The 18190-nt window shown below is 61.7% G+C and carries 16 protein-coding genes and 1 pseudogene; 11 read left to right on the forward strand and 6 right to left on the reverse strand.

Annotated features, from left to right (window positions below; all coding sequences use genetic code 11):
- The first annotated feature begins 20 nt into the window (after window positions 1-20).
- The 7 genes and pseudogenes from ACT6QH_RS09065 (at window position 21) to ACT6QH_RS09095 (ending at window position 9175) form a co-directional block, all read left to right on the forward strand.
- Window positions 21-911, forward strand: a complete 891-nt coding sequence (locus ACT6QH_RS09065; RefSeq protein WP_444974497.1) for a phage/gene transfer agent baseplate hub protein — start codon at window positions 21-23, stop codon at window positions 909-911.
- A complete protein-coding gene (locus ACT6QH_RS09070; protein WP_444974498.1) occupies window positions 908-1363 on the forward strand; it encodes an NlpC/P60 family protein in 456 nt (151 codons plus the stop codon). The genes ACT6QH_RS09065 and ACT6QH_RS09070 overlap by 4 nt, the downstream gene beginning before the upstream one ends.
- Before the next feature lie 44 nt (window positions 1364-1407).
- Window positions 1408-5330, forward strand: a pseudogene (locus tag ACT6QH_RS09075) (baseplate multidomain protein megatron).
- 27 nt (window positions 5331-5357) lie between these two features.
- Window positions 5358-7034 carry a DUF2793 domain-containing protein gene (locus ACT6QH_RS09080; RefSeq protein WP_444974499.1) on the forward strand — a complete coding sequence of 559 codons (1677 nt, stop codon included), beginning with the start codon at window positions 5358-5360 and terminating at the stop codon, window positions 7032-7034.
- On the forward strand, window positions 7031-7303 hold the full coding sequence (locus ACT6QH_RS09085; RefSeq protein ID WP_444974500.1) for a hypothetical protein: 273 nt from the start codon (window positions 7031-7033) through the stop codon (window positions 7301-7303). The genes ACT6QH_RS09080 and ACT6QH_RS09085 overlap by 4 nt, the downstream gene beginning before the upstream one ends.
- Window positions 7304-7384: 81 nt before the next feature.
- Entirely contained in the window at window positions 7385-8518 is a 1134-nt protein-coding gene (locus ACT6QH_RS09090) for a peptidoglycan-binding protein (protein ID WP_444974501.1), read from the forward strand.
- 243 nt (window positions 8519-8761) lie between these two features.
- Complete coding sequence (locus ACT6QH_RS09095; protein ID WP_444974502.1) at window positions 8762-9175, forward strand: hypothetical protein; 414 nt, start codon at window positions 8762-8764, stop codon at window positions 9173-9175.
- 96 nt (window positions 9176-9271) lie between these two features.
- Here ACT6QH_RS09095 and ACT6QH_RS09100 read toward each other — a convergent pair whose 3' ends face one another.
- Together ACT6QH_RS09100 and ACT6QH_RS09105 are read right to left on the reverse strand one after the other, a co-directional pair.
- Window positions 9272-10111, reverse strand: coding sequence for a universal stress protein (locus ACT6QH_RS09100; protein ID WP_444974503.1), 840 nt, complete (start codon window positions 10109-10111; stop codon window positions 9272-9274).
- 173 nt (window positions 10112-10284) lie between these two features.
- Window positions 10285-10785, reverse strand: coding sequence for a flavin reductase family protein (locus tag ACT6QH_RS09105; protein ID WP_444974504.1), 501 nt, complete (start codon window positions 10783-10785; stop codon window positions 10285-10287).
- 210 nt (window positions 10786-10995) lie between these two features.
- Between ACT6QH_RS09105 and queE the strand changes: the two genes are divergently transcribed.
- Together queE and queD are read left to right on the forward strand one after the other, a co-directional pair.
- Window positions 10996-11628: a 7-carboxy-7-deazaguanine synthase gene (queE, locus tag ACT6QH_RS09110; RefSeq protein ID WP_444974505.1), complete on the forward strand. Its 633-nt coding sequence runs from the start codon at window positions 10996-10998 to the stop codon at window positions 11626-11628.
- Window positions 11629-11648: 20 nt separating this feature from the next.
- The gene (queD, locus tag ACT6QH_RS09115; protein WP_444974638.1) at window positions 11649-12005 is read left to right on the forward strand and encodes a 6-carboxytetrahydropterin synthase QueD; all 357 of its coding nucleotides are present in this window, start codon (window positions 11649-11651) and stop codon (window positions 12003-12005) included.
- Between the two features lie 56 nt (window positions 12006-12061).
- On the opposite strand, the gene ACT6QH_RS09120 is transcribed toward queD, so the two are convergent.
- Window positions 12062-12670, reverse strand: a complete 609-nt coding sequence (locus tag ACT6QH_RS09120) for an LOG family protein (protein WP_444974506.1) — start codon at window positions 12668-12670, stop codon at window positions 12062-12064.
- 178 nt (window positions 12671-12848) lie between these two features.
- On the opposite strand from ACT6QH_RS09120, the gene ACT6QH_RS09125 reads away from it, so the two are divergent.
- Window positions 12849-13199 carry an ArsR/SmtB family transcription factor gene (locus ACT6QH_RS09125; protein WP_444974507.1) on the forward strand — a complete coding sequence of 117 codons (351 nt, stop codon included), beginning with the start codon at window positions 12849-12851 and terminating at the stop codon, window positions 13197-13199.
- Between the two features lie 113 nt (window positions 13200-13312).
- Window positions 13313-15187 carry an ABCB family ABC transporter ATP-binding protein/permease gene (locus tag ACT6QH_RS09130; protein ID WP_444974508.1) on the forward strand — a complete coding sequence of 625 codons (1875 nt, stop codon included), beginning with the start codon at window positions 13313-13315 and terminating at the stop codon, window positions 15185-15187.
- A gap of 93 nt (window positions 15188-15280) precedes the next feature.
- Here the strand turns inward: ACT6QH_RS09130 and ACT6QH_RS09135 are convergent, their stop codons facing one another.
- The 3 genes from ACT6QH_RS09135 to hmuQ form a co-directional block, all read right to left on the reverse strand.
- Complete coding sequence (locus tag ACT6QH_RS09135; protein ID WP_444974509.1) at window positions 15281-16036, reverse strand: tyrosine-protein phosphatase; 756 nt, start codon at window positions 16034-16036, stop codon at window positions 15281-15283.
- 31 nt (window positions 16037-16067) lie between these two features.
- On the reverse strand, window positions 16068-17567 hold the full coding sequence (locus ACT6QH_RS09140; protein ID WP_444974510.1) for a carboxypeptidase M32: 1500 nt from the start codon (window positions 17565-17567) through the stop codon (window positions 16068-16070).
- Between the two features lie 215 nt (window positions 17568-17782).
- Window positions 17783-18118, reverse strand: coding sequence for a heme-degrading protein HmuQ (gene hmuQ, locus ACT6QH_RS09145; protein ID WP_444974511.1), 336 nt, complete (start codon window positions 18116-18118; stop codon window positions 17783-17785).
- Between the last annotated feature and the right edge of the window lie 72 nt (window positions 18119-18190).

The following is an 18190-nucleotide window of genomic DNA, read 5'->3' on the forward strand; positions in this document are numbered from 1 at the left end:
TTTTCCGAGGTTTTCCCCATATGAGACAGATAGATGAGGCGCTGGCTGCGCATCTGGCCAGCGGCGTCACCACACTTTGCCATGGCTGGCGTATCACCCGTCGTGATGGCGTGCTGCTGGGTTTTACCGATCATGACCGTGACTTGATGCTGGAAGGGCTGGAGTTGAAGGCGGCTTCCGGTATTGCCGGTTCGGAACATGCGACAGCGCAGGGGCTGGCCGTGACGGGCGCGGAGCTTTCCGGTGCGCTGTCTCACGGGCTTCTCACGGTGGATGATCTGGCCGCTGGCCTTTATGATGGCGCAGCGGTGGAATTGTTCCTGCTCAACTGGGCGGAGCCTTCGGCCCATCTGCTGCTGCGCCGGGGCACGATCGGGGAGGTGCGCTGTGAGGAGGGCGCTTTCACCGCCGAGATCCGGGCTTCCAGCGATGCGCTGAACCAGACGCGCGGGCGTGTTTTCGCCGCGCATTGCGATGCGGACCTGGGAGACATGCGCTGTGGCGTGGAACTGGCGCACCCCGCCTTTCAGGCTGAAGGGGTCGTGAGCCGGGTGTCTGATGGGCTGCGGCTGAGTGTTTCCGGGGTTTCCGGCTTTGTCGGGGGCTTTTTCGCACGGGGGCGGGCGCAGTTTCTTTCTGGCGCGAATGCGGGCTTCGCCACCGAGGTGAAAAGCCACAGGGTTGAGGGTGAAGGCGCCATCATCACGCTATGGCAGGGTCCGCCGCAGGCCGTGGCGGAGGGTGACAGGCTGCAACTGCGTGCAGGCTGCGACAAGCGCTTTGCAACCTGTCGTGACCGCTTCTCCAATGCGCTCAACTTTCAGGGCTTTCCGCATATGCCGGGGAATGATTTCGTCATCTCTGTCGCGGTGCCGGGTGAGGGGGGATATGACGGGAGCCTGCTCTCATGAGCGCTTCACCATTTCCAGCGGTGAGCCGGGTGGAGATTTTGGCGGAGGCGCGCAGCTGGATTGGCACGCCCTACCGCCATCGCGCCTCGCTGAAGGGGCAGGGGGCGGATTGTCTGGGCCTTGTGCGTGGCGTGTGGCGGGCGCTGATCGGCCCGGAACCGGAGCCACTGGCGCCTTATGCACCGGATTGGGCCGAGGCCGGGCGCACTGAAACGCTGGCACAGACAGCCGCGCGCCATCTGGTGGCGATTTCCCCGGCAGCAGCGCAGCCCGCAGATGTGCTGCTGTTCCGCTTCCGCTCGCATCTGCCAGCCAAGCATATCGCCTTTCTCAGCGATAACGGACGCATCATCCATGCCTATGATGGGGTGAGCGTGTGCGAGGGGCATTTCACCCCCTGGTGGCGGAGACGCACGGCTTTCGCCTTCGCCTTTCCCGGTGTGACGGACTGAGCGCCGGCAGATGGAACCATTGTTTCTGGACATGAGGTGATGCCATGGCGACCTTGCTACTGGGCGCGGCAGGTGGGTTTGTGGGCGGGGCGCTGTTTGGCCCCATTGGTGCGGTAGCCGGCCGGGCGCTGGGCGCGCTGGGCGGTGCTGTGGTGGACCAGACTCTGTTCGGCGGCAACCGCGCCACCAGCACGCAGGGGCCACGCCTTTCCGACCTTGAGGTGATGGCTTCCACGGAAGGGGCGGGCATTCCCCGGCTCTATGGCCGCGCACGCCTGTCCGGGCAGGTGATCTGGGCCACGAAGCTGAAGGAGGTGGCGCAGACGGAAACCCAATCCGTCGGTGGCAAGGGTGGCAGCCTCATGCCCAGCGCCACCAACACCACCTACAGCTATTATGCCAGCTTTGCAGTGGCGTTGTGCGAGGGGCCGGTTTCGCGTATCGGGCGGATCTGGGCCGATGGCAAATTGTTGAATACGCGTCGTCACACGGTGCGCCTGCATACGGGTGCGCCCGATCAGGTGCCCGATCCGTGGATTGAAGCCAAACAGGGGGCGCAGGGTGCGCCAGCCTATCGTGGCATCGCCTATGTGGTGTTTGAAAATCTGGATCTCACCAGTTTCGGCAATCGCCTGCCGCAGATCACCATTGAGGTGAGCGCGCCGTGGGCCGGCTGGAACAGCAGATCCGCGCCGTGACGATGATTCCCGGTGCGACGGAGTTCGGTTATGCCACGGCCACCGTACGCCAAGCTTACGGTCCGGCCAGCTATGGCCCGGAGAACCGACATGTGAGCGAAGGCGCGAGCGATTTCAACCTGGCGCTGGACCAGTTGCTGGCCACCTGCCCGAACATGGAGCGGGTGTCGCTGGTGGTGTCCTGGTTTGGAGATGATCTGCGCGCCGGGGCCTGTAAGGTGCGCCCGCGCTGTGAGAAGCTGATGAAGGCGACCACGCCGGTGGAATGGTCTGTCGGTGGGCTCACGCGCTTGTTGGCATCTTCAGTTTCCACGCATGAAGAGCGCCCGGCTTATGGCGGCACGCCTTCGGATCTCAGTGTGCTTCAGGCCATCCGGCGCATGTCTGCGCGGGGGCTGAAGGTAACGCTGAACCCCTTTTTGATGATGGATGTGCCGGAGGGCAACAACCAGCCGGACCCGTGGAGCGATGCGCAGAACCAGCCAGCTTATCCCTGGCGCGGGCGCATTGTATGTGACCCGGCGCCGGGGCGCGCCGACAGTGCGGAGGGCACGGCAGAGTGCCGCGCGCAGATCGAGACCCTGTTCGGGCAGGCCGGGCCGGCAGATTTTACGCGGCTGGGCAATGTGGTGCTGTATCACGGGCCTGCCGAATGGAGCCTGCGTCGCATGGTGCTGCATTATGCACATCTGGCTGTGGCCGCAGGTGGTGCTGCTGGCGGGGTCGAGGCTTTTCTCATCGGTTCTGAAATGGCGGCGCTTACCCGCCTGCGTGATGAGGCTGGGCGCTTCCCCGCCGCCGAGGAGCTGGCCCGGCTGGCCGCAGATGTGAGGGCCATTCTCGGCCCGGATGTGCGCATCTCCTATGGGGCGGACTGGACAGAATATGGCGCGCAAAATCTGGGTGGGGGCGATGTGGCTTTTCCGCTGGATGTGTTGTGGGCCAGTGCTGCGGTGGATTTCATCGGCATTGATTATTACCCGCCTTTGACAGATTGGCGCGATGGGGCAACCCATCTGGATGCCGCCCTCTCACGCAGCATTCATGATCCGGCCTATCTGAAGGGTCGTCTCAGGGCGGGGGAGGCTTATGAATGGTATTATGCGGATGATGCCGCCCGTGCCGCGCAGCAGCGTCAGCCTATTACCGATGGGGCTTATGGCGAGCCCTGGATCTATCGGCAGAAGGATATCTGGAACTGGTGGGCGCAGGCGCACCACCCCCGCACGGATGGGGTGCGGCAGGATGTGGCAACCGGCTGGGTGCCGGGCTCCAAACCCATCCGGCTGATGGAGGCGGGATGCGCCGCCGTGGATAAGGGGCCCAACCGGCCAAGCGCCTTTCCCGACGCCAAATCCTCTGAAAATGCCCTGCCGCCTTTCTCCAGCGGCCAGCGCGACGACACCGTTCAGCGCCGTTGCAATGAGGCGATACTCGCGACCTTTGACCACGCCGCCGGAGCGGAGGATGCGGATAATCCGCCAGCTCCACTTTATGGCGGGCGCATGGTGGAGAAGGGCTGTGTCTATTTCTGGACCTGGGATGCGCGGCCCTATCCGCAATTTCCGCTGCTGGAGGATGTGTGGGGCGATGCGCCCAACTGGGCGACGGGCCACTGGCTGAATGGCCGGCTGGGGGCGGCTCCGCTGGATGGGCTGGTGGCGACATTGTGCGCTGATTTCGGGGCTGATGCGGTGGAGAGCCGCGCGCTTTTCGGGGCCATTGAAGGCTATGTGGTGCAACAGCCCATGACCGCCCGCGCCGCGCTGGAGCCCCTTGCCCGCGCATTTGGTTTTGAAGCCTCGGATGAGAATGGTCGGCTGGCCTTCAGGCCACGCGGGGCGGGGGCGGTGGTCGAGCTGGATGGTGGCATGCTGGTGCGCGAGCATGAGACCTCCCTGTTTGCCCTGACCCGCGCGCAGGAAAGCGAACTGCCGGTTGAGGTGCAGATCAGCTTTATTGATCCGCAGAATGATTATCGGCAGGCGTCCATATCCTCGCGCCGTCTGGTGGGGGGCAGTCATCATGTGGCGCAGGCCAGTCTGGCGGTGGTGGCCCCGGCCAATGTGATGGCGCGTGCCGCAGATATGTGGCTTCAGGATTTGTGGGCGGGGCGCGAGAGTTTCAGCTTCACCCTGCCGCCCTCCGCTGCCGCACTGATGCCGGGCGATGTGGTGCGCCTGTCGCTGGACGGGCGCGAGCATCTGCTTGAAATCACGCGGGTGGAGGAGGCAGAGGCGCGCATCATCACTGCACGCAGTATCGAGCCGGCGGTGTTTGAAGCGCCCCTTGCACTGCCGGAGACTGGCACGGTGAGTGTGCCGCCGGAATTGGGGCCGCCACAGGTGGCCATTCTGGATCTTCCGGCGCTGACGACGCAGGAGCCCTTGCCGATGCAGTATCTGGCGGCGGCGGTTTCGCCATGGCCGGGCACATTGGCGCTGTGGCGCTCCATGGATGGGGCGAGCTTCGAGGCTATCGCTCCCATCACGTCAGGCGCAGCTTTCGGCACCTTGCTGGAAGAGCTGAAACCGGGGCCGTTCTGGCGGTTCGATCATTTCAACAGCCCGCTGGTGCAGATGGATGCCTTGCCCCTGCAATCCGCCAGTCCCACCCAGGTTCTGGGTGGAGCGAATGTGCTGGTGCTGATGGCGGATGGCCGGCCGCCGGAGCTGATCCAATATAGCGAGGCGGATCTGGTGGATGGGCGGATGTGGCGGCTCAAGGGTCTGCTGCGTGGCTTTGCCGGGACTGAAGCTGTGGGAAGCACGCCATGGCCTGCGGGGACTCGTCTGGTCCGGCTGGACGCCACTTTGCTGCCCATCGCCAAGGGCATTGGCACGTTGGGACGACGCTATATCTACCGCATCGGCCCGGTGCGCGAAGACCATGGCGGGGAGAACGTGACAGAAATCTCCGCGCAGGTGGGAGATGCCGCCTTGCGCCCGCTTTCACCCGTGCATCTGCGGGTGCAGCGTAGGGCTCAGGGCGTGGAGGGCCGTTTCACCCGTCGCACCCGGCAGGATGGTGATGGATGGGAAACGCTGGAAGTGCCTCTGGGCGAAGCTGATGAGCGTTATCGCGTGGAGGTTCTGAAGGACGAGGAAACCGTTCGCAGTTTCGAGATCACCTCACCCGCCTTCACCTATGGCGCAGCGCAGGAACTGGCGGACTTTGGCGCGGAACAGCGCCACCTGACCTTCCGCATCGCCCAGTTGTCCCAGAGCGTGGGGCCGGGCGCGATGCTGACGCGCACCGTTGCGGTGTAACTCTTTTCTTCATCACGAGGTTTCGCGATGTTCGATCAATCGGCGCGGCTGGGCCTGCCTTATCTGGCGGCGTCCCAGGCGCAGAAGCACGTTACCCATAATGAGGCTCTGCGGCGGCTGGATGCGCTGGTGCATCTCTCACTGGAAAGCATCACAACACAGGCACCGCCGGGTGCACCGGCGGAGGGGCAATGCTGGTTCGTGCCGGAAGGCGCTGCCGGAGCTTTCGCCGGGCATGAGGGCCAACTGGCCTGCTGGGAAGCGGGGGTCTTTGATTTTCTGGATCTGCCGGACGGTGCGCAGGCCTTCATCCGCGATGAATGGCGCATCGCCATGTTTGCGAGAGGTGGCTGGGGCTCCCCCCTTGCCAGCACGCCCGGCCGGGCCGCGATCGAAGCGCGGGTGGTGGCGGAAGATGTGGTTCTTTCCGGTGCCTATACGGAAACACGGATGACCATTCCGGCACGCGCCATTGTGCTTGGCGTCTCCACTCGCACCCTGTCTCCGGTTACGGGGGCCAGTGCCTATGATTGCGGGGTGGCGGCGGAGGGCGGGAAATTTGGGAGCGCCTTGAGCATTCAGCATGGGGCTTCAAATGCGGGTGTCATTGGCCCCACGGCTTTTTATGCCCCCACCCCCATACGGCTGACAGCCCAAGGCGGAGCTTTCACGGGTGGACGGGTCCGGGTGGGGTTGCATTATCTGATGTGTCCGGTTGCGAGGGCCGATGATGAGGAAAACTGGTGGCTGGAGCCGGGCATGGCGCTGGATGGTGCCGCACCTGTGCTCGCCGCGGATTTTGTGCGTGAACGCTATGTGCAGGATGGCGCACCCTGTGCGGCGGATGCTCTTTTCACCCGTTCTGGCGGAAGCAAATGGGTGAGTGATGCGCATGGCGCTTGCACGCAGGTGCCGGCCAATGTGCTGGCTTTCGATTATTCATCCGGCCGGCGGCGCATGGTGCTGGAGGGGGCGGCGACAAACCTGTTCATTGACAGCGCAGCACCCACGGCCCCTGCAAGCCTGAATGTATCGGCGCAGGCCTATACATTGTCATTCATCGGCACGGGCCTTGTCACATTGAGTGGTGCGCATGCCGCCAGCCTGGCAGGAGGGGAAGGGAATGTGCGCTCATCACTGACCTTCACGCCTTCCGACGGCATGCTGACCCTGACAACCAGCGGGGATGTGCGCAAGGTGCAGCTTGAGGCGGGGTCTCTCGCCACCAGCTATATCGAGACAACGACCTCTCAGGCCACGCGCATCTCGGACATCTGCGCCCTGACGCCATCATTGCTTGGCAGGGCCGGCCCCGGAGCGGTTGCCTGGCGAGGTGATGTGCGGGCTGTGGCCGGCAGTCAGGTGATGATCGGCGGAGATACGGTTCACCAGCATGGTGCAGTACGCGCAAATGGTGCGGGCACCCGGCTGCTCGCCATTTTGCCAACGCAGATTTACGCCACAGCCGGCCCGGATTTGCCCGGATATGTCGGGGTCGTTTTGGCGTGGAATGGAGACGATGTGGCCTTTGGGCTGAATGGTATGGTGGCATCAAACGCCAGCTCTGCAACCGATGCTTTTGACTGGTCCACCCTGTATCTGGGCGGCTTCAATCTGACACGGCACGAAATTGATGAATTTCTGATCTGGCCTGTCAGGGGCAGCGATGCCGGGGTGAAGCAACAGGCGAGGGCATGGGCATGAAAACGATCTATCTGCGTTTTGCAGATCGCAATGCTGCTCTGGCGGGCCTGTATTCTGTGCTGGGGTATGCGCCGGATATGGAAAGCGGCGCGCTGCCCACCGTCGGCCGGTGGCAGAACAGCCGTTTCGATGTGGATGAGGTGGGCGAACTGCTCGCTGTGTCCGGCTGGCATATCAATATTCTGTGGTGGGGTGATGCCGCAGATGCGCCGGATTTCGGACCGGATGAAATTTCACCACAAACGCCCAGTCGGGTCTTCGCTCTCTGACGCGAGTTGATTGAATATTTTCCAGAATATGTGGCCCGGATGCGTCAGGCATTCGGGCTTTTCCTTTTTAAGGAGCCTGTCATGGCGCAATACAGCTTTGATCGTACTCGGAAGGATTATGCCCAGCGTTGGGATCATATGGCTATTCCTGCCTCTCGTCTGGCGCAGATTGATGCCATGGCGCGCAAAATCATCATGCACAAGGGCCGTTATCAGGCCGTGGCGCAGGACAGCGGCGTACCCTGGGCCTTTATAGGCGTGTTGCATGCCCGCGAGAGCAGCTGTGACTTTCGCGGTCTTCTGCATAATGGCGAGCGTATTCTGGGAACTGGCCACAAGACGCGTCTGGTGCCGAAGGGGCGGGGGCCTTTCACAAGCTGGGAAGAGGCAGCCCGTGATGCTCTGGCGCTCAAGGGGTTCAAGCCGGGGGCGGTGGTGTGGTCTTTGGCGCGCTGCTTGTATGAGGGAGAGCGTTTCAATGGCTTCGGCTATCGCATGCGTGGTGTGCCGAGCGCTTATCTGTGGAGCTTCTCGAACCAGTACAGCAAGGGCAAATATGTGGCGGATGGCAAATGGTCAGCTGCGGCGGTGGATCGTCAGATCGGCATTGCCCCACTGATGAGGCGATTGATGGTTCTGGACCCGTCCATTTCATTTGATGCGCCGAAGGCCATGGATATTGGGAATGTGATGGTGGCGGATGGCCTTTCTGCCGCGGAGATTCGTTCTGTCCAGCAGCGTTTGCGAGATCTGGGATATGCGGAAACCGGCATGGTGGATGGTATTTGGGGCCCGCGCAGCATGGCCGGTGTGGCGGCGTTTCAGGCAACCATGCAATTGCCTGTGACGGGCCGGCTGGATGCTCATACCGCCGCACGTCTTTCCACGGCTGGCCGGCGACCTGTCAGCGTGGAGCGGGCTGGGCTTTCGGCGCGTCAGCTTCGGCAGGCGGGAGATGAAGTGGCCAGGGCCACGGCCGGCGCCCGTATCGCAGCCATGGCTTTGGGTGTGCCTGCCGTGGTGATCGGGGTTCTGGATCAGATTCAGGATGCCTCCTCCCGCCTTTCCGGGTTTGCGCAATTGGGGGATATGCCAGGCTGGCTCATGGCGGTGGCCGTTCTGGCCGTGGCTGTCACGCTCTACCTTTTGGCCCGGAGCGGGGAGAATGCGCGGCTGGAGGCGGTGCGCACAGGGCGCGATGCGGGGCCGGCCTGAATGCAGCCGGTATGGTGCATAACTCCTACATCTAAAGTTCTATAAGCCGTGGCAAATCTGCACCAGCATCGCAAATGTGTGGCAATTGTGGCACTTTTTGCGGCCGGACACCGGAGAGGGAAGGGGCTGGCTGGTTGAAGCGCGAGGCGCATCGTATATGAGGACAGATAGCGGGAGGGGGGGGTCTCCTGAACCTGCAAACGTTCGTGCCGCCTGTGCGGTCAGGTCGAGAGTTCTGCTGTCATGTCGATGTCTGCAAAGCCATCTTTTCTGGCGCTTGTAACGCTGCTGAGTGGTGCGCTTTCCGGCTGCGCCACCAGCGGTGGGCCGGGTGGGGCCGGACAGATGCCCGCCATGCCCAGCACGGTTTCCGGCGGGTTTCTCTCCGGCGCTTTGGGCGAGGGGCTGGATGCCGCCGACAGGCAGCGTGGTTATGACGCAGAGCTTTCCGCGCTGGAAACTGGCGGCCCCGGCTATCCCATTGGCTGGAAGGGGGAGAGCGGCGCGCGGGGCACGGTGATTGCCGGCCCTGCCTATCGACGTCCGGGTTTCCAGAACTGTCGTGATTATTCCCACACCATTTATGTGAAGGGTCGTCCGCAGATTGCGCGCGGAGCCGCCTGCAAAACGGATGGGCACTGGCAGGCTGTCAGCTGAGTGATGCCAGCGAAAATGGCGTTCTGTCCCGGTTGAAATGTGTGGCCCGCATCGGCTGTGCACCAGTGCGGGCCGGTTTCTTTCAAGGGCAGGCTGTCAGTAGGACATGAACAGCGGCACCTTGCATTCCTTCAGCAGTTCCTGAGTCACGCCACCCAGCATCCACTGACGCATGATGGAGTGGTTGAAGGCACCCATGACAATCATGTCCGCATTGAAGAGCGATGCCTGGTCGCGCAGGGTGGCGGCAGCCCCGGCATCACCGGCGACAAGCCCCTTCACGGTCACATTCACTCCGTGACGGACAAGATGCGGGGCGATTTCCGCACCGGGCACGTTTGCGTCCAGTTCTTCCTGGGTGGTGACGGAGAGCAGCTCCACCATGGTGGCGGTCTTGAGAATGGGCATGGCATCATTCAGAGCCCGCGCGGCGCGCGAACTGCCATCCCATGCGATCAGCACACGCTCACAACGGAACTCCTCAACCCCAGCGGGGACCACAATCAAAGGCCGCCCGCTGTTGAAGACCAGAGCTTCGATCAGGCCGCGGTCGGCATTGATGGTTGCAGTTTCGGCATCCAGAATGGAAAGATCCTGCAACCGGGCCTGAGCCACGGCCGCATTGACGAGTTCCGTATAGGAGAGCTGTGGAGTTTCTACAGAGCAGCTCACGCCTGCGGCGGCGGCATCACCCTTGGCCTTTTCGGCCAGTTGCGCAGCAGCTTCGCGCAGGCGCTGATTATGCCCGGCCACCAGTTCACGCGCGACAGAACTGATAAAGGCACTGCCCATCACCACCTTGAGAGAGGCCGCCTGAATAGTGGCGTGCGCGCCAGCCTGATGCGCCAGAGAAAGGCCGTAGCTCAGTGCTGAGGAGGGTTCATCCATGCCTTCCTCTGTCATGCCCACCAGCACGCTCTTGATGTTCTGAAGCATGGTTCTTCCTTCTGGATGTTGCTGTCGCGAGCCACTGACAGGGCTTTCTCTCAGGCAAGAGAGGTCAATATGGCACGACAGCCAAATATCACAGGAATGGTGCTCCGTCTGCGCCTGCACCGCAAGATAAGGATGGGATGACGTAGCGTCGCGGTGGGCGCGGCAAGAACAGCTCAGCGTGAAGCAAGCTGGTGATAGTTGCCGCGATAATAAAGCAGGGGCAATTCATCGCCTTCGGCATGAAGATGCACCACGCGGCCCACGAAGATCACATGGTCGCCGCCATCATAATGGGCATAGGGCACGCATTCGAAACAGGCGTGCGTCGGCACCAGGCGGGGTGCGCCGGAGGGGCCATGCTCCCATGCCGTGCCAGAGAATTTGTCTATGCCATGCCGTGCGAAGCGATTGGAAATTTCGAGCTGATCCTCAAGCAGGATATTGACGGAATAAGCATCCACCTCCTGCAATCTCTGCAAGGAATGCAGCGTGCGGGCCATGCAGAAGGAAATCAGCGGAGGCTCCAGCGAGACGGAAGAGAAGGAATTCACCGTGACGCCCATCAGCCCTTCTTCATCATGCGCCATCACAATGGCGATGCCGGTGGCGAAACGGCCCATGGCATTGCGCAGTTCGCGCGGGTCGAAACGGGCATCGAGATCGAGACTGGTCATGACGGACGGGTTCCGCTTCCTGCTGAATCATTCGTGACCTGATATTATACAAATGCGCGGCAGAAGCAGCAGCGGAAGTGCCCCGGTAGGGGTGCGCGCCAGAATGTGACTGAAAACCTGTCTCGATTTTCTCTCATGCATGGCAGATATGGAACTTCTGCGCTGGTGGCGCTTCCCCATCCGCCCGGTTCGGTCTAAAGGCTTCGCCCCATGGCCTATGCTGTAAAAGAAATGTTCCGAACCCTTCAGGGGGAAGGCGCCCATGCCGGGCGTGCGGCGGTGTTTTGCCGTTTTGCCGGCTGCAATCTGTGGTCCGGTCGCGAAGAGGACCGCGCTGCTGCTGCCTGCACCTTCTGCGATACGGATTTCGTGGGCATGGACGGTATGGGCGGCGGACGTTTCGCGACTGCGGATGCGCTGGCGGATGCGCTGGTGCAGGTCTGGGGCCCGCACATTGCGCGGCGCTTTGTGGTGTTCACTGGCGGAGAGCCGTTGTTGCAGCTGGATGAAGCGCTGGTGAAAGCCGCGCATGATCGGGGTTTCGAGATTGCGGTGGAGACCAATGGCACCATCGCTGCGCCCCCCGGAATTGACTGGCTGACTGTGAGCCCGAAGGGCAACGTGCCTTTGGTGCAGCGCAGCGGGCAGGAGCTGAAGCTGGTGTTTCCCCAGCCGGAGCACGACCCGGAAGATTTCGCGGGCCTCGATTTCTCACACTTTTTCCTTCAGCCGATGGACGGGCCGGATCGTCTGGGCAATACAGAGGCCGTGGTGGCCTATTGCCTTGAGCATCCGCGCTGGCGGCTGTCTCTCCAGACTCACAAAGTGATCGGTATTCCATGACCCAGCAGCACACGCATACGGTGCGGATTACGCAGGGCTTCACCTTCGAGGCCGCCCATTTTCTTCCCCATGTGCCGGAAACGCATCGGTGCCGCCGAATGCATGGCCATTCTTACCGGGTGGAGCTGACCCTGGAAGGGCCGGTGGACCCGGTGACCGGTTTCGTGGTGGATTTCTTCGATCTGGAAGCGGCCTTCGCACCGCTGTTGCAGCGGCTGGATCACCACTGCCTGAATGAGGTGGAAGGGCTGGAAAATCCGACCGCAGAACTCATCGCGATCTGGATCTGGGATCGGGTCAAGCCGGCCATGCCCATGCTGGCAGTTGTGAAGGTCTATGAAACCGCGATGTCTTTTGCCGAATATAGCGGCGGCTGAGACTGTGCGGCTGAGCACCCCGGCGGGAGCGGGTCTCCCCCGGAGTGCGGCTGGTTTTACATCTGGTGTGTCAATGTTGTGTCCCTCCGGTGCAGTTCATGCTCGGAGAGGGTATCGGCCGCAGCCTGAAGGGCGGGCAGAATATCTTCCATGCGTTCCGCTGTCAGAATATGGACAGGTGGGCGCGGGCGGATGAACCCCGTGGCGCGCATATGCGCGATCAGCTCCAGAAACGGGTCCCAGAAGCCGGCAATATTGGCGAGAAGAACCGGCTTGCTGTGCTGGCCAAGCTGCGCCCAGGTGAGCTGTTCTACCAGTTCTTCCAGCGTGCCAATGCCGCCGGGCAGGGCCACAAAGGCATCTGCCCGTTCAAACATGAGCCTTTTGCGCTCATGCATGTCTGCCACCACGATCATTTCGGCATCATGGGTGAAGCGGACTTCGCGGGTTTGCAGAAATTCGGGAATGATGCCGGTGACAGCGCCGCCGGCCAGAACGGTGGCCGTGGCCACTTCTCCCATCAGGCCAATGCCACCGCCGCCATAAACAAGACGAATGTCATTTGCAGCCAGAATGCGGCCAAACCGGCGGGCTTCATCCGCAAAGAGCGGGTCTTTCCCCGGCGCGGAGCCACAATACACACAGATGTTTTCAATCTTTGCCATAGGGGTCTTGTACCATCATTTTTCACCCTGCACCGCTGCTGATGCGGGGAGAAGCCCTGTCACGCTGGGCCTGTTGCACGACGGGAATATGGCAGGGATCGCACTTGCCCTGTTCTACAGGTGCTTGTGAAGGCCGTGTCTTGAAGATGTATCATTCATCGTTTATCGTCGATAAACGATGAATGAGTCTTCCATCTGTTCTTCTGCAAATGATACGCCTGTCGCGGAATGCGATCTGCTGGCCGAACGGTTGCGCGCGCTCGCTCATCCGGTGCGTCTGCGGGTTCTGGTGCGGCTTGCCCGGCAGGAGTGCTGCCCCTGCAAGGATATTGTGCGTGATCTGCCTTTGGCGCAGTCCACCGTTTCCCAACATCTCAAGGTGTTGGTGGAAGCGGGCCTGCTGTATTGCGCCCCGGAGGGGCAGCGCATGCACTATCACATAGATCGCGAGGTCGTTGCGGCCTTGCGTCAGGAAATGGATGCCCTGTTCGGTACCCTTCTGGCGGTGCCGGAACAGGGCGAGCCATAGAATGAGTTCGGGTTTTCATGTCCTCCACATCTTCTTCTCCGGCCTCTGCATCTGCAGGCAAGGCTGCATCCGTTCCCGCCAGTGGAGCTTCCAGCCCGCCATCTGAGCCTGGCATGGGGGCAACTCTTGTCGCGCTGTGGCCCTATCTGTGGCCGCAGGACAGGGCGGATCTGCGCGTGCGCGTAGTCATCACCATGCTGCTGTTGTTCGCCTCGAAAGGGGCGACCATGGTGGTGCCCTTTGTTTTCAAATGGGCGACCGACGCACTGGCCGGTGCGCCAGACGCCATGTCTCGGCTTGATGCCAACTGGGGCTATATCGTCGCCATTCCGGTGCTGCTCACTCTGGCCTATGGTGGCGCGCGCATTCTGATGGCGGCGGTAACGCAGCTGCGGGATGGCATCTTCGCCAAGGTGGCCTTGCATGCTGTGCGCAAGCTGGCGATGCAGACCTTCCGCCATATGCATATGCTGTCTCTGCGGTTTCATCTGGAGCGCAAGACAGGCGGGCTGACGCGCGTTCTGGAGCGGGCCCGCAATGGCATTGAAACCATTGTGCGCATGTTGCTGCTGCAACTGGCCCCCACCATTGTGGAGCTGGCCCTGGTGTTGGCCGTGCTGTTCTTCGCCTTTGACTGGCGCTATGTGGCTGTAGTGGTGCTGACAGTGGCGGCCTATGGGCTCTTCACCTTCAAGATGAGCGAATATCGCCTTTCGGTTCGTCGCGAGATGAATGAGAGCGATACGGACGCCAACACCAAGGCGGTGGACAGCCTGCTGAACTTCGAGACAGTGAAGTATTTCAATGCCGATCGCTGGGAAAATGAGCGCTATGACCGCTCCATGGCCCGCTATGAAAAGGCGACGGTGACAACCTTCACCTCTCTGGCCTGGCTGAATGCGGGGCAGGCGATCATCTATGCCATCGGCCTCACGGCCATCATGGTGATGTGCGTGTTCGATATCCGCGCCGGGCGGCAGACGGTGGGCTCCTTCGTCATGGTGAATGCCATGATGATCCAGCTCTATGTGCCGCTGAACTTTCTTGGCTTCATCTATCGTGAGATCAAGCAGGCCATGCTTGATATCGAGACCATGTTCGGCATTCTCTCGAAGAAGCCGGAGATCATGGATGCGCCGGATGCAAGGGAACTGGTGGTTTCCGGTGGTGCGGTGCGCTTCGAGAATGTGCGCTTTTCCTATGATGCCAATGGGCGGGAAATTCTGAAGGGTGTATCGTTCGAGGTGCCGGCAGGCCATACGCTGGCCATTGTCGGGGCTTCGGGGGCGGGCAAATCCACCCTCTCGCGGCTGCTGTTCCGCTTTTATGAAACCAGCGCCGGGCGCATCACCATTGATGGGCAGGATATTCGGGACGTGACGCAGGAATCCCTGCGGGCGGTGATCGGCATGGTTCCGCAAGATACGGTGCTGTTCAACGATACGATCGCCTACAATATCCGCTATGGCCGGCAGGATGCCGCGCCGGATGAGGTGGAAGAAGCGGCGCGTCTGGCGCAGATTGATGCCTTCATTCGCTCCACGCCGGAAGGGTATCAGACCCAGGTGGGTGAGCGCGGTCTCAAGCTCTCTGGCGGTGAGAAGCAGCGTGTGGCCATTGCCCGGACCATTCTGAAGGCGCCACCCATTCTGGTTCTGGATGAAGCCACCTCTGCACTGGATAGCCACACCGAGCGCGAGATTCAGGGCGCGCTGGACCGGGTGAGCGCCGGACGCACCACGCTGGTGATTGCACATCGTCTTTCCACGGTTGTGAATGCAGATGAGATTCTCGTGCTCTCCGCCGGGCAGGTGGCAGAACGCGGCACGCATCTGGAGCTTCTTGCACGCGGTGGCCTGTATGCCGAGCTGTGGAACCGCCAGCGCGCCGCCGCAGAGGAAGAAGAGGCGGAGGCCGCAGTGGAAGCGCGGCTTGAGCCAGAAGCCCATGCCTCTGCCCAGAAGCTTGCTGTTCAGGCGGCCGGGTGAGCTTCTGATTGTTGATCGGGATGAAAAGAGCGCGGAACGGGGCACACCGTTCCGCGCTCTTTTTCTATTTGCCCTTCACTCGGTGAGCCGGCCTCAATCCAGAAGGCGGGCCTTGAGGCGGGTGATGTTCTGCCCGCTCATGCCAGCAGCCAGAAGATAGGCTTCAGCGGAACCATATTGCTGGCTCATTTGCTCCAGTGCGGTGGTTAACAGTTCCGAATTGCAAGCCATGAAGGGGCGCAGAAGGGCGGGGTCTGCCCCGCGTTTGGTGGCTTCGGCCTCCAGCTCCGCCAGCAGGGGCGTGATGGCGTGTTCTGTCAGGGCATAATCGGAAATGATGATTTCCGGCTCCACTCCGACCAGAGAGAGCAGAAGAGCAGCGACAAGGCCGGTACGATCCTTGCCGGCGGTGCAGTGGAACAACACTGTGCCTGCGGGTGCTGTAGCAATATCCGTCAGCACCTGGGTGAAGACCTCGGCCCTCTGGTGGAGAGCTTGCAGATACAGTTCCTGCAACAGATCGCCTGATGGCTGAGCCTGTGGCGCCAGCCCGCTGAACAGCGAAACATGGCGATAGATCACAGGCGGCCGATCCATTGCCTCCCCCATCTGCGCGAAGGGGTTGGGCGCATTTGCCACTTCCTTGTGCCCGCGCAGATCAATGACCATGCGAACCCCTTCATCCAGAAGCTTCTGGATACCTTCCTCGCCAATGCGATGCGGGCTGTCCGAGCGTAGAAAGCGACGCCAGGCCGTGGGCTGCGTTTCAGCCGCATACCCTCCCAGATCCCGCAGATTGAAGATGCCGGGCAGGGCGAGAAAACGCTCATAAGAGGGGGAGGAGGTCATGAGATCCGTGGGCTGAGAGGGAGGCAAGGGCTCAGTCTTTCCCGACATAACGCCGCTGGAGGTGAGCCTTGAAGATATTGGCGTCCAGCGTTTTTCCGGTCGCGGCGTGCAACAGTTCGCCGGTTTCCAGCAGGCAACCCTTGCTATGTACATGCGTGCGCAGCCAAGCCAGGAGAGGGGTGAAATCCCCGCCTGCAATACCCGGAAGAATCTTTTCATCCGCGCGGCAAGCGGCATCAAAAAGCTGCGCTGCCGTCATGGCGCCCAGTGTGTAGGTGGGGAAATAGCCCCAGCCGCCGCTCGGCCAGTGAATATCCTGAAGGCAGCCCAGCCGGTCATTTGGAGGGGTGATACCCAGCAGGGCCTGCATCTGCTGGTTCCACACCTCCGGCAGATCAGCCAGTTTCATATCCCCGGCAATCAGGGCCTTCTCCAGCCGGTAACGCAGAATGACATGGGCCGGATAGGTCACTTCATCAGCATCCACCCGAATGAAGCCGGGTGAAACGCGGGTGTAGAGCCGCGCAAGTGAATCCGCTTCCCATGCCGGCCCGCTCCCGCCAAAAGCCGCTTGCATGTGGGGCGCTGCAAAAGTGAGGAATTGCGGGCTGCGACAAGCCTGCATCTCCATGAGCAGGGATTGGCTCTCATGCACGCTCATGGAGCGGGCCTGCCCAACGGGCTGATCCATATAGGCGGCCGGACGGCCCTGTTCATAAAGGGCGTGGCCGGTTTCATGCACCACCCCTAGAAAGGCGCTGGAAAAATCCGCCTCATCATAGCGGGTGGTGATGCGCACATCATTATCTGCCCCGCCGCAGAAGGGGTGGGTGGAGATATCCAGCCGCCCACGCTCAAAATCGAAACCTGCGATCTTCATCATGTCCAGCCCCAGCGCGCGTTGCGCCTCGACCGGGAAGGGGCCCTGCGGTTCTTCCGTGTGCGGCCACCGGGCCTGCACCTCCATCACTTCAGCCAGAAAGCCGGGCAGGAAGGCGGCGAGATCATCAAAAAGAGCATCAATCTCGGCAGAGCGACCGCCCGGCTCATAATCATTCAGCAGTGCGTCATAGGCTGACAGGCCGAGTTTCTCGCCCTTGGCTGCACCGATTTCGCGCTGAAGTTTCAGCACGTCCTCAAGATGGGGCAGGAGGGCGGCGAAGTCCGAATCCTCGCGCGCCTGCCTCCATGCCATCTCACAGGCGGCATTGGCCTTGCTGGAGGCTTCGACCAGTTCTGAGGGCAGGGCTGTTTCCACGGTCCAGATGCGGCGAATCTCCCGCAGGTTGGCGCGCTCCCATTCCCCAAGGTTTGAATCCAGCTCGGCTTCGGCCAGCCATTCCCCGATGCGGGAATCCGTGATCTGCCCGTGATGCAGCACGCGGAGCAGCGCCAGGCTTTCGGCGCGGGTGGCGGCGGCCCCCTTCGGCATGATGGTATCATTATCCCAGTGCAGGATGCCGATGGCGTTTGAGAGAGCGGATGCGCGGCTGAAATGGGCGCGCAGCGTGGCATAGGCAGATGCGGACATTGGGTCACTTCCTGAACGCAGACGGGGCGGCCCCGCAGACATGCTGCCGGAAGGTAGCCTTGGCGTCGCGGGAGGGGAAGCGCTGGCGGAACTTTCCGTTCTGAAGTCCGTTTTGGTGTTGCAAACAAAAAAGACCCGACGCGGGTCAGGCGCCGGGCATGGAGGTCATCTTGAGAAAAGAGCAGCGCCGCCGTAGCGGCGCTGACAGGGCAGTTTCAGGCTGCCTGGCCTTCACGGGTGAGGGAAAGCACGGATTCAAAACCCTCAAACTCAGGCCCGCCAATATAATTGACGCTGTTGGCCGCAGCCCCTGCATTCTTGTGTGCGAGACGGAAGGCGTCAGACTTGGTCCAAGCCTCGAAGTCCGCCTTTGTCGCCCACACGGTGTGGGAGATGTAGAGGGTGTAATCTTCCTTCACGGGACCCTTGCAGAGGTCGAAAGCGACGAAGCCGGCCACATCGGCAATATAGCTGTCGCGCTCGCGCCAGATCCGCTCGAATTCGGCTTCCGAACCGTGCTTCACCTTGAAGCGGTTGGTGGCAATGAACATGGGTCTTGCTCCGTTTGAGGTCTGGCGTCCTCAGGCGAACGCCGGTTGGGTGGGGTGCTTGTAGCCCTCAGC

The organism is Haloleucobacter albus (assembly GCF_052492075.1).

What these genes read in the sequence shown, in the direction of transcription:
- ACT6QH_RS09065 (WP_444974497.1), top strand. Translation starts at nt 21, where the DNA reads ATGAGACAGATAGATGAGGCGCTGGCTGCGCATCTGGCCAGCGGCGTC.
- ACT6QH_RS09070 (WP_444974498.1), top strand. Translation starts at nt 908, where the DNA reads ATGAGCGCTTCACCATTTCCAGCGGTGAGCCGGGTGGAGATTTTGGCG.
- ACT6QH_RS09080 (WP_444974499.1), top strand. Translation starts at nt 5,358, where the DNA reads ATGTTCGATCAATCGGCGCGGCTGGGCCTGCCTTATCTGGCGGCGTCC.
- ACT6QH_RS09085 (WP_444974500.1), top strand. Translation starts at nt 7,031, where the DNA reads ATGAAAACGATCTATCTGCGTTTTGCAGATCGCAATGCTGCTCTGGCG.
- ACT6QH_RS09090 (WP_444974501.1), top strand. Translation starts at nt 7,385, where the DNA reads ATGGCGCAATACAGCTTTGATCGTACTCGGAAGGATTATGCCCAGCGT.
- ACT6QH_RS09095 (WP_444974502.1), top strand. Translation starts at nt 8,762, where the DNA reads ATGTCGATGTCTGCAAAGCCATCTTTTCTGGCGCTTGTAACGCTGCTG.
- ACT6QH_RS09100 (WP_444974503.1), bottom strand. Translation starts at nt 10,111, where the DNA reads ATGCTTCAGAACATCAAGAGCGTGCTGGTGGGCATGACAGAGGAAGGC.
- ACT6QH_RS09105 (WP_444974504.1), bottom strand. Translation starts at nt 10,785, where the DNA reads ATGACCAGTCTCGATCTCGATGCCCGTTTCGACCCGCGCGAACTGCGC.
- queE (WP_444974505.1), top strand. Translation starts at nt 10,996, where the DNA reads ATGGCCTATGCTGTAAAAGAAATGTTCCGAACCCTTCAGGGGGAAGGC.
- ACT6QH_RS09120 (WP_444974506.1), bottom strand. Translation starts at nt 12,670, where the DNA reads ATGGCAAAGATTGAAAACATCTGTGTGTATTGTGGCTCCGCGCCGGGG.
- ACT6QH_RS09125 (WP_444974507.1), top strand. Translation starts at nt 12,849, where the DNA reads ATGAATGAGTCTTCCATCTGTTCTTCTGCAAATGATACGCCTGTCGCG.
- ACT6QH_RS09130 (WP_444974508.1), top strand. Translation starts at nt 13,313, where the DNA reads ATGGGGGCAACTCTTGTCGCGCTGTGGCCCTATCTGTGGCCGCAGGAC.
- ACT6QH_RS09135 (WP_444974509.1), bottom strand. Translation starts at nt 16,036, where the DNA reads ATGACCTCCTCCCCCTCTTATGAGCGTTTTCTCGCCCTGCCCGGCATC.
- ACT6QH_RS09140 (WP_444974510.1), bottom strand. Translation starts at nt 17,567, where the DNA reads ATGTCCGCATCTGCCTATGCCACGCTGCGCGCCCATTTCAGCCGCGCA.
- hmuQ (WP_444974511.1), bottom strand. Translation starts at nt 18,118, where the DNA reads ATGTTCATTGCCACCAACCGCTTCAAGGTGAAGCACGGTTCGGAAGCC.